The following is a 15554-nucleotide window of genomic DNA, read 5'->3' as shown; positions in this document are numbered from 1 at the left end:
CGATCAGTCGATCAGTCGATTAGTCGCTCTGGATTCGCGGCGCCAGCATGTACGTGACCTGGCCCTGTCCCTCCGCGAATCCGAAGTAACATTTGATGGGGAACTCCTCGCCGAGGTCCAGCGTGACCTCGGTGTCTCTCGGAATTGCCTTGTTCATGTCCTTCAGGTAATCCAGCGAGAACAGCGAGTGCGCCGGCCCGACCTGCAGGTCGATGAGGTCGTCCTGGGTCAACTCGAGGTGGACATCGTCGGTGTCGCCCTCGGCGTTGACGTAGAAGAACTCCTCGGCGTCGTCGACGCCCAGCGCGATGTGATCGGAGACCATGTCCGCCGCCTTGACCGATCGGTTGACGTCCTTGCCCTCGAGGACGACCCGGGCGGGCAGGTCAAGATCCGGAATGTCCGGCTCCTGGCGGATTGAGTCGGGGTCGATCAGCGCGAGGGTGTACTCTAAGCCGTCGATCTGGATGTGGAGTTTGCGAGTCTCTTCGTCGAGTTCGAGCTGGATCAACTGGCCGGATTCGGCCATGCCGGCGATGTCCTCGAGTCGGGAGAGGTCGACGCCGATTAGGCCGCCATCGGCCTCGTAGGATTCGAACGCGGCCGCCTCGAGCGAGAGGTCGACCATGCCGACGTTGGCGGGGTCGACGGCCCGGATTGAGAGCCCCTCTTCCTCGAGGTGGATCTTGCACTCGTCGACCAGTACGCTCACCGAATCGAGCGCGCTGGTGAGCGTTTCCGCGCTCACGATGGCCTTGAACATATGGATCGGGCTACGGACGGTCGGTACAAAAAGGCACCCTTTGGCGCTGACCCCGTTCGCGTCCACCGCCTGGCGTCCATTGCTCGTGGCCGTCGACGGTGTTCCGATAGGCAGCACTTCGAGTCGCATGGCGGATCCCGAGTCGCACGTCGATCGCGTCTCTACGAGTTCGCGTCCTCGAGAAACGAATCGGTGAACCCTGCGAATCGAGGAGACCCGAGGGAGTGGGGGGGGGGGGGGGGCGATCCCGTGAACTGTCGTCGAACGCCCGGTCGTGATGCACCGTCTAGACGGGAAAGTCGTGACGCCTCGTCGAGACGGCAACGGTGAACGTTTATCTGATAGAACTCTCAATAACGAACGAATGGGTGAGCGTGGGTTGACAACGGAAAATTCCTTTCTCGACTCTACAGACGTCGACACGTCACTGCGACGGTATCGAACGATCCTGGACGCGATCGACGACGGACTGTTTCACCTCGACGCCGAGGGCCACGTCGTCGGCGGCGACGACGACTTCCTCGAGACGATCGGTTGCGACCGTGCCGACATCCGCGACGAGCACGTCTCGACGCTCTTCGACGAGGGCGCGTCGACGCTCGAACGAGAAATCGAACGGCTCCGGATAGCGGCGCCATCTGTCCCACGGAGCGACCTTCTCGAGTGTACCGTCGAGACCGATTCCGGAAACCAGCTGTTGTGTGAAGTGCGAGTCAACCCGATCGTCGAGGACGACACCGTAGAGGGCATCGTCGGAATCGTTCGCGACGTGACCGAACAGCGAGAACGCGAGCGCTTCCTCGACGACGCGAAATCGCAACTCGAGGCCGCGACCGAGGCCGGGGCCGTCGGCACGTGGGAGTGGAACATCCCCGAAGACGAGTTCACCACGAGTTCCTGGTTCGCTGAGAAGTTTGGCGCCGACCCCGACGCCGTCCAGGAGGGAGTCTCCCTCGACGACATCGTTGCGGGGATCCACGAGGACGATCGCGAGCGAGTCGAGAACGCGATCGAAGCGGCTATCGAGGACCGTGGCGAGTACGAAGAAGAGTACCGCGTCTGGAACGCCGACGGCGAACTCCGGTGGGTCGTCGCTCGCGGACACGTCGAATCCGACGAGGAGGGCAATCCCACGACATTTCCTGGTGCTCTCATCGACATCACCGAGCGTCGAGCGGCCCAGCGTGAACTCCGCGAGAGCGAGGCGAAACTCAGAGTCCTCGCGGAGAACGTCGACGAGGTCGTCTGGATGGCCAGCGCGGACGGCTCCGAGTTCGTCTACATCAACCCAGCCTACGAGGACGTGTGGGGGCGCGATCGGGAGTCGCTGTACGACGATCCTATGTCGTTCCTCGAGGCAATTCATCCCGACGACCGCGAGCGCGTCCGCGAGGCGTTCGCGGCCCTCCCGGAGGAAGCGTACGACGAGGAGTACCGGGTCGTACAGCCGGACGGCGAGGTTCGGTGGGTTCACGCACAGGGCGGCAGCGTCCGCACCGCCGACGACGACCTGAACAGGATCGTCGGCACTGCCAAAGACGTCACCGCCCTCAAAGAACGCGAACGTAAGCTCGAGGAGACGATCGAAAAGCTCGAGCAATCCAACGATCGCCTCGAGAGTCTGGCCAGCATGATCGCCCACGAACTGCGCAATCCGGTCGCGATCGGCCAGATCTACGCGAACCAGTTGCCGGCCGAAGCGGACTCGGACGCGGTGGAGTACGTAGACGAGGCGTTCGACCGCATCGAAACCATGATCGACGTTCTGCTGGTCCTGACCCACGGACGAACGTCGGTCGGCGACCGGGACCCGGTCTCGCTCGCGACCGCAGCACGAGACGCCTGGGGCGAGGTGGACGCTCCAGACGCGACGGCCCACATCTCTCTCGAAGGCGAGATCAGGGGCGACGAGACGTACATCCAACACCTGTTCAGAAACCTCTTCGAAAACGCTGTCCTTCACGGTGGCCCGGACGTCACCGTCCAGGTCGATCGAACGCCGGAGGGCTTTTTCGTCGCCGACGACGGATCGGGGTTTTCGGTGGACGATCCGGAGACTGCGTTCGAGGCCGGCTTTACGACCGCCGAGGAACACGGCGGAACCGGACTAGGATTGGCGTTCGTTCGGGAACTGGCGGAAGTGTACGGGTGGACGTGTGCGATCGACGAGAGCGACGAAGGCGGCGCGCGGATCGACTTTCTGGACGTCGAGTTCTCGAGTTCAGAATCTGACCCGTAATTCTGCGTGCTGTGTTCGGATGCCGATCCGTAAGCGCCGTCCGTCACGCTCCAGACCCTCGGCGTCTACGTCGCCGTCGTCGGGGTCTTCGTCCACGTCCTCCACTGTAATCCGCCGCGGGCCTCGATGAGTTGCTCACTACGCAGGGCTGGACCGGCCAGAGACACCGACACTTTTGTCGACAACCGATCCACATTCGGATAGATGACCGCCGATACGCACGCGAGCGGTGCCTCGAGTGACGACGTTTCGGATCCGGATCTCGAGGATCTGCTGGACAAACTGGATGAGTTGAAAGACGCCGCTGACGATCCTGAAGAACGTCGGCGAGTCGAAGAGACGATCAGGCTCGTCAATCGAATGCCGGGAAGCGAGGCGTTTACGAAGCGGATCACAAAGTACACGACGAAGGACATCGCTCAGGCGTTCGTGGGGTCCGTCATCTTCGCGCTCCCACTACTCGTCGAAGACGGCGTTTTCACCATCGCGGAGTGGTTCCTGACAGTCACCCTCGGCGGCGTTCCCGTGTTTTTTGTCGCCAATCTCGGCTTTCTCCTGGCGATGACCGCGGGATTGCTCTACTACGCCGACTTCAGGCAGGTCGAGGTTCGAAAGCCAATCCTCGGCGTGATCCCGCGACGGTACGCGGGAGTCCTCCTCGTTTCGCTTCTGGCGTCCACTGGGATGCTGTTCATGTGGGGGCAACTCACCGCGGGGAATCCGACGACGATGGAGCAGGTGAGTCGCGTGACGGTGATCTGGACGGTCGCCGCGTTCGGCGCCGCACTGGGTGACATCCTTCCGGGGGAATCGACGGACGAGGACATCAACGACCGCCTCTGATCGACGTCTCCTCCGTTCCGTGGCTCTCACTCGATCACAACCCGCGTTCCTTCGAGACCTGGATTTCGCCCCCCCGTGGCTCACCGTCGCCGTGAAGAGGCACCCGTCTCCCGCCGGCCTGCAGTTTCGCCGTGGTTGCCGTCGACGAGATGACGACGTGGCTCGAGGAGCGAAACTGCCGCAGCGCAGACGGTGTTCGTGCCGGTCACCTCGAGCGAAACGGCTTGTCCCGTTCGGACCTTCTGGAAGCAAACCGAGGTCGAGGGGACCGGCAGATTTATTTGACGTATCGCCGATATGTATGACGAACCGTTCTATGACTCGTCGGCTCACGTGCCGTCCGGTGTTTGATCCCCTTTCGCCGCCCGCCGCGATCCGGGCCCGATAGCTACAGCATTCGGGTTCGTTTCGCTACGTCCTGTAGCCGCAGTGCACTGACCGAACATACGCACGTATATGCAGTCATCCGTCGAGCCGGCCGCGTACGGTCCAGGCTCATCCGATCACGCATCGCTTCGCAACCAACAGACGTATCGCCAACGGTCTCGCCGACCGCTCTCAGCTCGTTCGACAACCCTCGGAGGGGGTCGCTAATGGCCGTCGCTACCGAGGCCAGAGAGGCATCGTCGCTATGGCAGAACGTCAACTTTCGACGGTTCTTCGCCGGACAGTTCGTGACGAACGCTGGCGATAGCCTCTACACCGTGGCCGTCCTGTGGCTCGTCTTCGAACTCAGCGGCTCGACGTTCCTCACGGGAGTCGCGAACTCGATCCTGTTGCTCCCCTGGCTTCTTCAGATACTCGCCGGGCCGATCGTGGATCGGCTTCCGCTCAGGGCCGTGCTCGTAGGGTCGCAGGTCCTGCAGGGCGTCGTCGTGCTCGCCCTCCCGTTAGCCGCGGCGATGGGACGCCTGAGCGTCGGTGTCCTGCTCGCGGTGGTCCCGGTACTGACGCTCGCGACGCTGCTAATGGCCCCGATGCAGGCTGCGCTTCTCCCTCGAATCGTGACCGATACGCGGCTCTCCCGGGCCAATTCGGCGCTCGCAACGGTCACGCTCGGACTCGACATGGTGTTCGACGCGCTCGGCGGCCTGTTCATCGCCGTCTTCGGCGCGACGACCCTTTTCCTGTTCGACTCGGTCACGTTCGCCGTCGCCGGGCTCCTGTTCGCGGGAATCGCCGTACCAACGCCCGGTACTGCAGACGAACCGACGGCGGAAAACGGCGAGCCCGAGTCGGTGCTGGGCTCGTACGTCGACGACCTGCGGGAAGGGATCGACGTGCTCCGCGGGACCGTCTTCGTCGAACTGGTGTTCCTGACGGCGGTGGCGAACTTCGCGACCGGTGTGACGCTCGCGATCCTCCCGGCGGTCGGCGACGGTCTCGGGGGTCCCGCCGTCTACGGCCTGTTACTCGGCGCGCTCGGCATCGGTCGGCTCGTCGGCTCGCTCGTCGCCCCGTCCCTTGAGCGCGTCGGGTACGGACGACTGCTGCTCGTCGGCCACTCGCTGGGCGCGTGTTGCTGGCTCGCCGCGGTGTACGCGCCGTCGCCAGCGCCCACGGTCGTCCTGTTCGGTCTCGCGTGGGTCCCCGCGGGCGTCAGCGGCGTGCTCACGTCGACCCTGAACCAGACCGTGTTCCCGGCTGACCTCCTCGCCCGCGTGTCGTCGACCAAGGGAACTGCCTCGGGTGCCAGGCTGCCGCTCGGATCGCTGGTCGGCGGACTCATCGCGACGGTGGTCGGCCCAACGACGACGATGGGGCTGGCCGCGTTCGGCTTCGGCTTCACCGGCTTGTACGTCCTCATGCGCCCGCGGCTTCGGCGACTTCCCGCGGTTGTGAACGCGGATCCGGCGGCCTTCGACGTGACGACACCCTCGAGCCCCAACGAAGAATAGCGGGCTGACCGCGGTTCCCACCTTTTTCCGCGTCGGGTTCGCTGCGCTCACCCTCGCGCAAAAACCTGGACGAAAAAGCCGCGACTCGCTTCGCTCGCCGCGGTACAGTACCGGTGCCAGCTACGACGGGACGACCGTAATCGGCCGCTTGCGATCGATCGCATCCTCGAGGTCGTCCGCAATTGCGCTCCCCCGCGAAACTTGAATCTCGCCCCCGCGGCTCACCGTCGCCGTGAAGAGGTACTCGCCGCCAGCTTGCACCTCGACCGTTTCGCCGTGGTTGCCGTCGACGGGGACGATGACGTGTCTCGATGTGATCTCGGGGGTAACGATCTGGCCGGCCGGCTGTGCGTTGCCGCTGTTTCCGCCTGCGCTGCCGTGGCCGCTGCGGCCACCACCGCCACCGCGACCGCCTCCGCTACCCCCGCTCGAGCCCGACCCGTGGGGATTCTCGTCGTGCGTTCGCACGTCGATGTCGATCCCAAGCCGGTTCTCGACGTCGGTGATCCGCCCGCCGCCCTTCCCGATCACCGTCGAGATGTCGTCCTCCTCGACGTAGACGACGGCACGGTTCTGGCTCTTCAGCTGGACGTCGACGTAGCCACGGGCGATCGAGCGAATCTCGCGTTCGATCTCGGACTTGGCGATTCGATCGACGCCACTCTCCGCGGTTTCGCCGCCGTCCTCGAGCGGGACGGTGACGACCTGGCGGTTGAACGTGTAGATCTCGTAGGCGGGTTTGCCCGTTTGGAAGTCCGTTACCTGGATCACGGGCCGCGCGAGGTCTTCCTCGGTGAGCCCCGCGGGGACCTTGACCTCCGTCTTGACGTCGTAGACGGTCGAGACCTCGCCGGCGTCGATGTAGACGACGGTGTCGACGACCTGCGGGATCATGCCGAGTTCCACCCGACCAACCAGCCGCTGGAGGGCGTCGATCGGACGGGTCGCGTGGACGACGCCGATCATGCCGACGCCAGCCAGGCGCATGTCCGCGAAGACCTCGAAGTCGTCGGTCTTCCGGACCTCGTCGTAGATGGTGTAGTCGGGCCGGACCATCAGCAGTGCGTCCGCAGTCTTGTCCATCCGCCCGCCGAGTTCGGTGTACTGGGTGATCTCGGGGCCGACCTGGAGGTCCCGTGGCTTCTCCATCGTCTTGACCGCGTAGTCGTGGTCGTTCAGGTAGCGGGCGACCGACTGGGCGAACGTCGACTTCCCGGCCCCGGGCGATCCGGAGATGAGGACGCCGCGCTGGCGCTCGAGCAATCGGTCCTTCAGTTCGTCGGCGTGCTCGTAGTCCTCGATGTCGGTCTGGACGATCGGCCTGACGGCGGTAATCTCGATGCCGTCGGCGAAGGGGGGTCGGGCGATGGCGATCCGGTAGTCTCGGAACTGAACGATCTTCATTCCCGGCTCCGACAGCTCGATGAAGCCGCCGGTGGCCTCGCGGGCGCCGTCGACGACTTCGCGGGCGTACTCGTCCATCGTGTCCTCGTCGAGGGGCTCGTCGGCGATATCCTGGTAGTGCATGTCGCCGATCTCCCCGCGTTTGGCCTTCGGCCGCGTGTCCGTCTTGAGGTGGACGCTCATCGTCTGGTCGTCGAAGTACTCCTCGATGGCCAGGGTGCCGACTCGCCGCACTTCGGGGGAGAGATAATCGACCTCGAGGCCCTTCGCCTGGGCCACCTCGGCCTGAACGATGTCGCTCGTGACGAAGGTGGCCTCGAGGTCCTCGGCCAGGTCGCGGATGACGGCGTCGATCTCGCCCTCGGCGGCGTGGCCGCGCTCGATGGCGGAGGGACGCTCGCCGACGTACTCGAGGTCGATGCGGCCCTCGTCGGCGAACTCGGCTAGTCGCTTGAGTTCGCCGAGGCCGTCCCAGCCGCTGTCGAGGCCGTCGTTGGCCTGCGCTTCGAGTTCGGCGACGACGGCTTCCGGTACCGAGACCGTCGCTCCCTCGAACTGCCCGTCTTCGATCGCAGCGGAGACGCGGCCGTCGATGACCACGCTCGTGTCCGGCACGACGTTCATACGATAATTGCTCGACGGAGGCGTATAAGCGTGTCCACCGGCGATACCAGGTGTGCGGCTGCCGGACGCGTGCTGGTTGCCGGACGGGCGAGTACGCGGAAATCGTCCAGTCGCGTACAGTCAGCGAGACAGAACGCGTCGGGAGTGTGGTCGTTCGACCCGTACTTGGCAGATTGTCGATTGGAACAGCTATTTATCACTCGTCGTGATTGCCACGACTGTGGCTACGATCGACCAGCGACCGGCGTCGCCGCTCGTCTTCGACCGGAGCGACGGCTGGCTCGTGACGGGCGCGACCGGCCTCCTGTTCGCGTGCTACCTGGGACTGGTCGTCGTCGCAAACGCGACCGACTCGGTACATGCGTGGCACCTCGCCGCCGTCGCGATCGTCCCCGGGGCAGTCCTCGGCTGTCGACTCGCCGTGGCCTCGTCTCGAGAGGCCGTCCGCCGTGGACTCGGTCTCGTCATCATTCTCGCCGCGGCCGCCGCCGTCCTCGCCGTCGTCTACCGCAGCCGCTCGCCGGGATTCGGACTCGGATCGATCCGACCGCTCTCGGTCGTCGTCGTCTTCGTCGCCATCGTCTCGTTCTTCCTCCTCGTGACTGACGCGAGGCAGTACTCGGCCGGCGAGTGGGTCGCGGTGGGTTGTTTCGTAGCACTCGCCGCCGTCTCGCTCGCACACACGCTGGCGTTCGTCCCCTCGAGTTCGCAGTCGCGCTGGCCCGTGTGGGCCCTGGTCGTGATGGGGAGCAGCCTCGTCGTGATTCCGCGCCTCGTTCCCGAGCGGGTGTTCCTCTGGATCCTCGCTCGCCTGGCCGCGGCCGTCGTCCTGCTGGGGCTGGTCACGTACGCCGTCGGCGATTACACGCTGTGGATCTTCGAGGTTCGCCAGTGGTCCGGCTCCCCGTCGCTCCCGGGAATCGAGACCGACGTCACGATACTTCGATCGATCTTCCGGAACCCGAACTCCCTCGGCGTGGTCACCTTCGCCGGGTTCGTCGCCGCCGCGGTGGAGTTCCATCGGGCGGCCGCCACCAGGCGCCCCCTCGGTGGGGCCGTCACCGCCGCCCTCGCTGGAATCTGCGGCCTCGGGTTGTTTCTGTCGAACGCTCGAGCGTCGATGCTCGCCGCGGCGACCGCCGTCGTGATCTACGCCGGGTACGTCGTCTTCGGTCGACGCGCCGTTCCAGCGGTACTCGTCGCGACCGCCCTCACGATTACCGGATTTCTCCTCGGTATGTACGTCGACGTCGTCGACATCTCCGACTCGAACCGCTTCGACCTCTGGGCCGGAAGCCTGGCGGCGATCCGGGACGGGCCGCTCCTGTTCGGGTACGGCGCTCCGGCGGGACACGTCATCGAACCCTACCTCGACGGTGGGCTGTCCGCGTCGCCGCACAACTCGTACCTCTCGGTGTTCGTCCGGTTTGGACTGGTCGGCGGCCTCGCGTACCTCGGCCTCGTCGTCGGCAGCGTCGTCGCCGGGGCGATCGAGTACCGCGAGGTCGACGTCGCGATGCTCGCGTTCGCCGCCGGCTGGGCCGTCCACCAGCTGTTCGAGTCCTACACCCTGTTCTGGTGGTCGCCCGGTGCGGTGATCGGGTCGCTCGTCATCGGGTACCTCCTGTTCGGGGACTGAGCGCTCGAGCCTGCGGCGGTCAGACCCACGTTCGATTCGGAGGTGATCGGTTCCACGCTCGATCTGGATGTGGTCAGATCCACGCTCGAGAACCGAACCCGGTGGACCCAACACCTCCGCCGTCGTACTCGCCGCCATGTACGTTCGCGAACTGACCCGCGACCTCGTCTCGATTCCCAGCCACGAGGACGAGACGGCCGCGGGCGACTACGTCGAGGACTGGCTGCGACGCGAAACCGATGCCGACGTCACGCGAGACGAGGTGGGGAACGTGATCGCCCGACGAGGGGCGGGCGGTGCGTCGCTGGCGCTCGTCGGTCACCACGACGTCGTCGCCCCGGCCCCCTCACAGCTCGAGGACGACGGCGGGTACGTCGTCGACGAACGAGCGGGGCGCCTCTACGGTCGCGGCGCGGCCGACATGAAGGGGGCCGTCGCGGCGGCGATGCTCGCGTTTCGAGACGCCGACCCCGCTGGCGAACTCGTCTTCGCGAGCTTCGTCGGCGAGGAAGTCGGCGGCGTCGGCGCCCGCCACGCCATCGAGCACGGCTTCGCCCCCGACTACGCGGTCGTCGGGGAGGGGTCGACGAACTACTCCGGCCCGGGCGTGACTGACGTCGCCGTCGCCCACCGGGGTCGCCGCGGGAGCACGATCACCGCCCGTGGGACGGCGGCTCACGCCAGCGAACCTGACGTCGGCGAGAACGCCATCTATCGCGCGGCCGACGCCGTCGAGGCGATTCGCGACCTCGAGGCGCCCCGAGTAACGGTCGCGGGCGAACCACTCGAGGGCCACGTCACCGTCACCGAAATCGACGGCGGGTCAGGGATCAACGTCGTGCCCGACTCGTGTACCCTGACGGTCGACGAGCGAACCGTCCCCGGCGAGCGGGTCGACCTCGAGTCCGTCGCAGCCCTGCCGGGGATCGAGTGGACGGTCGACCAGGACCTGCCGCCGATGCGCTGTGGGGACGACGGATTCGCCGAACGGATGCTCGAGGTGGCTCGAGCAGTCCAGTCGGACGCGTCGAACTCGCCGGAACTCGTGACGAAACCCCACGCGACCGACGCCGGCTGGCTCGCCCAGGCCGGCACCGAGTGCGTCGTCTACGGCCCGTCCGAACCCGGTGAGGCCCACACCGCCACAGAGAGCGTCTCGATCCGGGTACTCGAGCGCTGCCTCGAGACGTACCGACGACTCGCGTCTACGGGCTGGAAGCGGGACGGGTAAATCACTGGCCGACACGACTCCTGATCGGAGAAAATGTCTCGAGAGCGACCGCCTACCCGAGGAAGTACCGCGTCCACGGATAGCGCTCGACGAGCGGCTGACCGCCGACCTCGTACTGCTCGATGTAGGCGTCGAGACCGAGGATGCGGCCGGCACCGAAGGCGGCGACCGACAGGAAGACGAGCATGTACGCGAAGTCGCCGTTGATGTAGCCGTGGGAGATGTCCCAGTTGCCCAGGTAGAACATGAGCATCATGAACGCGCCCCAGAAGGCCGCCAGGCGCGTCAGGACGCCGAAGATGAGCCCGAGACCGATGAGGACCTCGCCCCATGGGACGGCAATGTTCACGAAGTCGACGAACCAGCCGGTCTCGCCCATCGCGACGAACAGGTCTGCGGCGGGGCTCCCGTTGCTCGGTGCCGCCCCCGTGAGATAGCCCGCCGCGCTGAACTCTCCGGAGAGGACCTTGTCGAACCCGCTCTGGAAGAAGGCGAGTCCCATCATCAGTCGCAGCGCGAGGATGAACCAGACGCTGAGTGTGTGAAGCTTTCCGGTCGCCGTATATCCGGCAACTGTGCTTTGCAGTTGTACTTCTTCTGTTGCCATAGTTGAACGGTCGTCTGCTGATCCATTAAACGAGGGGACCAATTCCCAATACGTGGTATTCGTCTCGTAGGCTCGTTTCCCCTGCTCGAGACGTCGCCAGCACCGCCTCGAGGCTGGTACCGAAACCACGAGGTTGATAGCCCGCCGCAAGTATTGCAGTGACATGGCGACTGTCTCGGATTCGGAGACGGAAACAGACGCGTACGACGAACTTCTCACGCGTATCGAACGCATCACGAACGTCGGCAACGCCGCCGGCGTCCTCCGGTGGGACCAGGAGGTCGTGATGCCCGAAGGCGGCACGCCCGCCCGGGCGAAACAGCTCTCGACGCTCTCGGCGCTCGGCCACGAACTGCTGACCGACGACCGAACTGGCGAGTTGCTCGAGGCACTCGAGGATACCGAACTCGACGAGGAGGAGGCCGTCGTCCGCGAAATCCGACGACGGTACGATCGGGCGACGAGCGTTCCCCAGGACCTCGTCGAGGAGATCTCGGAGACGACATCGAACGCTCACCCGACGTGGGTCGAGGCCAAGGCGGAGGACGACTTCTCGATCTTCGAACCGACGCTCGAGAAACTGGTCGACCTGCAAAAGGAGTACGCGAACCACATCGACCCGGATGCCGATCCCTACGCGGTGCTGTTCGCGGAGTACGAGCCCTACCTCGACCTCGAAACCGCCGAGCGCGTCCTCGAACGCCTGCGCGACGAACTGGTCTCCCTGCTCGAGGCCATCGACGACTCCGAGGCCGACGTCGAAACCGACGCCTTTGCGGGCACCTTCGACGACGACGATCAGGAAGCACTCGCTCGAGACGTCCTCGATTCGCTGGGCTACGACTGGGATCGCGGTCGCCTCGACACCGCCCCGCACCCGTTCTCGACGGGGACGCAGTTCGACGCGCGCGTGACGACTCGCTTCGACGAGAACGACCTGCTGGGGTCGATCACGTCGACCATCCACGAGTTCGGCCACGCCAACTACACCCTCGGGCTTCCCGACGAGGGGTACGGCACCCCGCTCGGTGAAGCGCGGGACCTGACCGTCCACGAGTCCCAGTCCCGACTCTGGGAGAATCACGTCGGTCGCTCTCGTCCCTTCTGGGAGCACTTCCTGCCCATTGCCCGTGAGCGCTTCCCCGAACTCGAGGACGTCTCCCCGGAGGCGGCCTACGAGGCGGCCAACCAGGTCTACGACGACAACCTCATTCGGGTCGAGGCGGACGAACTCACCTACCACCTCCACATCATCGTCCGATTCGAGATCGAACGGGACCTGATCTCGGGGGACCTCGCGGTGTCAGACGTCCCCGAGGCCTGGAACGACAAGTACGAGGAGTACCTCGGCGTCCGCCCCGAAACGGACGCCGAGGGCTGTCTGCAGGACATCCACTGGAGCCACGGCTCGTTCGGGTACTTCCCGACGTACTCGCTGGGGTCGGTGCTCGCGGCCCAGCTGTACGCCGCCGCCGAAGCCGAACTGGGTGACCTCGACGACCGCGTCCGCGAGGGCGATTTCGCCGACCTCAACGGCTGGCTCCGCGAGGAAATCCACGCCCACGGCAAGCGCTACACCACGCCCGACCTCGTCGAGGAAGCCACCGGCGAGACCTACTCGGCGGATTACTTCCTCGAGTACGTGAAAGACAAGTACGGCGACCTGTACGATCTCGAGGACTACTGAGGCTGAACTGCCCCGGGGCCGGTCGAACGGACGCCAGTAATCCCGTATTGTGCCCGACGCAAGGCGATTTTTCGTCCTCGTAAGCCGAGGCTACTATACCCCTTTTCCAATAGAAGCGCTTTAGGGGACGTAACTCCTTGTACGTCTGTATGTCCCAGCGACAGGGCGCAGACCTCTCCTACGAGGACGGGGCGCGTGCGGTCGAACTCGCACGCGAATCCGTCGAATCCTACGTACGGCACGGCCAACGAGAACACCCGGGAAGCATGCGCGAGACCTTTTACGAGCGCACCGGTGCGTTCGTCCGGCTCGAATCCACCCGCGGTCGGGGCAGCCTTCGCGGCTGTGCCGGCGGCTATCGTTCGGGCGAACAGCTCGGTCACGTCATCGTCGACGCAGCGATCGAAGCCGCGAGCGGCGACTCCTGTGGCTCGGAGGTGACGCCCTCGGAACTCTCGAACCTGACCGTCTCCGTCTGTACGGTTCGAAACATCCTGCTCACCGACGACCCGCTCGAGGACCTCGAACTCGGTACCCACGGCGTCGCCATCGACGGCGGCGGCAACGCGGGGTGGCTCTACCCGACGATTCCGGTCGAGAACGGCTGGAGTGCCCGCGAGTACCTCGACCGAACGTGCCGCAAGGCCGGACTCCCCCCGACGGCCTGGCAGGACGACGACGTCGTCGTCACCCTCTTCGAGGGACAGGTCTTCCGCGAGCGCTCGAGCGACGGGAGCATCGAGGAACTGTAACGTCTTCCGTCGCGTCCGTTCTGGCTCGATGTGGCCCGCGCTCGGTGCCCACTCGCCGGACGGACGCACGTCGGAGGTGGCGCCTTCGGGGGCGTCCACCAGGGGAGGGGGACACTACACTTTTTATAGCGAGCGGCGCATCGACGAACAGCATTTGGCGCGTTGCCTGGCGCGTCGAATCGGCCCGAGGATTTACTATCACTCACTCGAACCTTTCGAGACGAAATATGGCAACTGTTGACGAGACTGTCATCGACCCGTCGGACGCCTACGATCGGCTTCTCGAGCGATCCGAGAAGCTGACGAACGTCCGGATGGCGTCGATGGCGCTGGGGTGGGATCAACGGGTGATGATGCCCGAAGGGGGAACGCCGGCGCGGGCGGGGCAACTGTCGACGCTCTCGTCGCTGGGACACGAACTACTGACCGCTGACGAGGTGTCGACGTGGCTCGAGGCACTCGAGTCCGATGGGGTGCCGCGGGATACGGGTAACGCTGAATCTGCGGACGGCCTCACCGACGAAGAGGCGGCGGTCGTCCGCGAACTCCGCCGGGAGCACGACCGGGCGGCCGACGTCCCGGTCGACCTGGTCGAGCGGCTGACGGCCCACCAGGCTGAAACGCAGCAGGTCTGGCAGGAGGCGAAGGCGGCCGACGACTTCGAGCGGTTCGCGCCGGCGCTCGAGGAACTCATCGCCCTCCACCGCGAGCGCGCGGCGGCGATCGACCCCGCGGAGAACCCCTATCGGGTGCTCTACGAGGATAGTTTGCCGTACCTGCCGCTCGAGACGGTCGAGCGCATCTTCGACGAGTTGCGCGCCCATCTCGTTCCGCTGATCGACGAGATTCAAGAGCGGGGCCGCGAGTTGCCGACGCCGTTCGCGGGCCACACCTACGACGAGGAGACCCAGATGGCGCTCTCGGAGGCCGTTCTGGACGTGCTGGGCTACGACCGAACCCACGGTCGTCTCGACACGGCTCCGCACCCGTTCATGTCCGGCAATCAGTTCGACGCCCGGATCACGACTCGCTTCCGGGAGGACGACCCGCTCGACGCGCTGACGGCGACGATTCACGAGTTCGGTCACGCGACCTACCAGCTCGGGCTGCCGAAAGACCAGTACGGGAACCCGCTCGGCTCCTCGCTCTCCTCGGGCGTCCACGAGTCCCAGTCTCGCTTCTGGGAAAATCACGTGGGCCGGACGAAGGCGTTCTGGGAGCTGATTCTCCCAACCGTCAAAGAGCACTTTCCCCACCTCGAGGACGTGACCGTCGACGTGGCCTACGCGGCGGTCAACCGGATCTACCCCGAGAACCTGATCCGGGTCGAGGCGGACGAACTCACCTACCACCTGCACGTCATCCTCCGGTGTGAGATCGATCGGGCGTTCGTCGAGGGGGACCTCGAGGTCGCCGACGTCCCGCAGGTCTGGAACGACAAGATGGACGACTACCTCGGGGTCCGACCCGAGACCGACGCCGAGGGCTGTCTCCAGGACACCCACTGGTCGTATGGCTTCGCCGGCTTCCAGGGGTACACGATCGGGAGCGTGCTCGCGGCCCAGCTCGACGCCGCGATGCGCGAGGACCTCGAGGTAGACGCGCTCGTTCGGGAGGGGGAGTTCGACCCCCTCCGCGAATGGATGACCGAGCACGTCCATCGTCACGGCCAGCGCTACCCGACCGAGGAGTTGATCGAGGTGGCGACGGGCGAACCGCTCACCGCCGAGTACTTCCTCGAGTACGTCGACGAGAAGTTCCGGACGCTGTACGACCTCTAGTGGCGTTCCAGGCCTGAATTGATGGGCGAACCGGTGGCGTTCGTCCGGTTTTCACTCGTCGGTCGACGCCTGAAAGGGTGCTAACG

11 protein-coding genes are annotated in these 15554 nt (G+C 65.4%); 8 read left to right on the top strand and 3 right to left on the bottom strand.

Features of this window, described 5'->3' with window-relative positions; genetic code table 11:
* Nucleotides 1-19: 19 nt before the first annotated feature.
* Nucleotides 20-763, bottom strand: a complete 744-nt coding sequence (locus ACFQO4_RS07425) for a DNA polymerase sliding clamp (RefSeq protein ID WP_254159080.1) — start codon at nt 761-763, stop codon at nt 20-22.
* Nucleotides 764-1127: 364 nt separating this feature from the next.
* Here ACFQO4_RS07425 and ACFQO4_RS07420 point away from each other — a divergent pair, with 364 nt between their 5' ends.
* From ACFQO4_RS07420 to ACFQO4_RS07410, 3 genes are all read left to right on the top strand, one after another.
* Nucleotides 1128-3002: a PAS domain-containing protein gene (locus ACFQO4_RS07420; RefSeq protein WP_500260274.1), complete on the top strand. Its 1875-nt coding sequence runs from the start codon at nt 1128-1130 to the stop codon at nt 3000-3002.
* A gap of 204 nt (nt 3003-3206) precedes the next feature.
* On the top strand, nt 3207-3845 hold the full coding sequence (locus tag ACFQO4_RS07415) for a DUF2391 domain-containing protein (protein ID WP_500260273.1): 639 nt from the start codon (nt 3207-3209) through the stop codon (nt 3843-3845).
* Nucleotides 3846-4438: 593 nt separating this feature from the next.
* Nucleotides 4439-5743: an MFS transporter gene (locus ACFQO4_RS07410; RefSeq protein WP_500260272.1), complete on the top strand. Its 1305-nt coding sequence runs from the start codon at nt 4439-4441 to the stop codon at nt 5741-5743.
* A 120-nt stretch (nt 5744-5863) separates the two neighbouring features.
* Here the strand turns inward: ACFQO4_RS07410 and ACFQO4_RS07405 are convergent, their stop codons facing one another.
* Nucleotides 5864-7771, bottom strand: coding sequence for a PINc/VapC family ATPase (locus ACFQO4_RS07405; RefSeq protein WP_500260271.1), 1908 nt, complete (start codon nt 7769-7771; stop codon nt 5864-5866).
* Nucleotides 7772-7991: 220 nt separating this feature from the next.
* On the opposite strand from ACFQO4_RS07405, the gene ACFQO4_RS07400 reads away from it, so the two are divergent.
* Both ACFQO4_RS07400 and ACFQO4_RS07395 read left to right on the top strand, forming a co-directional pair.
* On the top strand, nt 7992-9410 hold the full coding sequence (locus ACFQO4_RS07400) for an O-antigen ligase family protein (RefSeq protein WP_500260270.1): 1419 nt from the start codon (nt 7992-7994) through the stop codon (nt 9408-9410).
* 136 nt (nt 9411-9546) lie between these two features.
* Nucleotides 9547-10641, top strand: a complete 1095-nt coding sequence (locus tag ACFQO4_RS07395; protein WP_500260269.1) for a M20 family metallopeptidase — start codon at nt 9547-9549, stop codon at nt 10639-10641.
* Between the two features lie 52 nt (nt 10642-10693).
* Here ACFQO4_RS07395 and ACFQO4_RS07390 read toward each other — a convergent pair whose 3' ends face one another.
* Nucleotides 10694-11248: a DoxX family protein gene (locus ACFQO4_RS07390; protein WP_500260268.1), complete on the bottom strand. Its 555-nt coding sequence runs from the start codon at nt 11246-11248 to the stop codon at nt 10694-10696.
* Between the two features lie 163 nt (nt 11249-11411).
* On the opposite strand from ACFQO4_RS07390, the gene ACFQO4_RS07385 reads away from it, so the two are divergent.
* The 3 genes from ACFQO4_RS07385 to ACFQO4_RS07375 all read left to right on the top strand — a co-directional run bounded on the left by ACFQO4_RS07385 (nt 11412) and on the right by ACFQO4_RS07375 (nt 15468).
* A complete protein-coding gene (locus ACFQO4_RS07385) occupies nt 11412-12935 on the top strand; it encodes a carboxypeptidase M32 (RefSeq protein ID WP_500260267.1) in 1524 nt (507 codons plus the stop codon).
* Nucleotides 12936-13084: 149 nt separating this feature from the next.
* Entirely contained in the window at nt 13085-13687 is a 603-nt protein-coding gene (locus tag ACFQO4_RS07380) for a TIGR00296 family protein (protein WP_253431914.1), read from the top strand.
* 227 nt (nt 13688-13914) lie between these two features.
* Nucleotides 13915-15468 carry a carboxypeptidase M32 gene (locus ACFQO4_RS07375; RefSeq protein WP_500260266.1) on the top strand — a complete coding sequence of 518 codons (1554 nt, stop codon included), beginning with the start codon at nt 13915-13917 and terminating at the stop codon, nt 15466-15468.
* The last annotated feature ends 86 nt before the right edge of the window (nt 15469-15554 follow it).

It is taken from the genome of Saliphagus sp. GCM10025334, assembly GCF_042663485.1.
GTDB lineage: Archaea > Halobacteriota > Halobacteria > Halobacteriales > Natrialbaceae > Natronosalvus.
This window is presented reverse-complemented; position numbering and strand designations above follow the sequence as displayed.

Coding starts and splice junctions, on each gene's coding strand:
- ACFQO4_RS07380 (WP_253431914.1), top strand. CDS start 13,085: ATGTCCCAGCGACAGGGCGCAGACCTCTCCTACGAGGACGGGGCGCGT.
- ACFQO4_RS07385 (WP_500260267.1), top strand. CDS start 11,412: ATGGCGACTGTCTCGGATTCGGAGACGGAAACAGACGCGTACGACGAA.
- ACFQO4_RS07390 (WP_500260268.1), bottom strand. CDS start 11,248: ATGGCAACAGAAGAAGTACAACTGCAAAGCACAGTTGCCGGATATACG.
- ACFQO4_RS07395 (WP_500260269.1), top strand. CDS start 9,547: ATGTACGTTCGCGAACTGACCCGCGACCTCGTCTCGATTCCCAGCCAC.
- ACFQO4_RS07405 (WP_500260271.1), bottom strand. CDS start 7,771: ATGAACGTCGTGCCGGACACGAGCGTGGTCATCGACGGCCGCGTCTCC.
- ACFQO4_RS07420 (WP_500260274.1), top strand. CDS start 1,128: ATGGGTGAGCGTGGGTTGACAACGGAAAATTCCTTTCTCGACTCTACA.
- ACFQO4_RS07410 (WP_500260272.1), top strand. CDS start 4,439: ATGGCCGTCGCTACCGAGGCCAGAGAGGCATCGTCGCTATGGCAGAAC.
- ACFQO4_RS07425 (WP_254159080.1), bottom strand. CDS start 763: ATGTTCAAGGCCATCGTGAGCGCGGAAACGCTCACCAGCGCGCTCGAT.
- ACFQO4_RS07415 (WP_500260273.1), top strand. CDS start 3,207: ATGACCGCCGATACGCACGCGAGCGGTGCCTCGAGTGACGACGTTTCG.
- ACFQO4_RS07375 (WP_500260266.1), top strand. CDS start 13,915: ATGGCAACTGTTGACGAGACTGTCATCGACCCGTCGGACGCCTACGAT.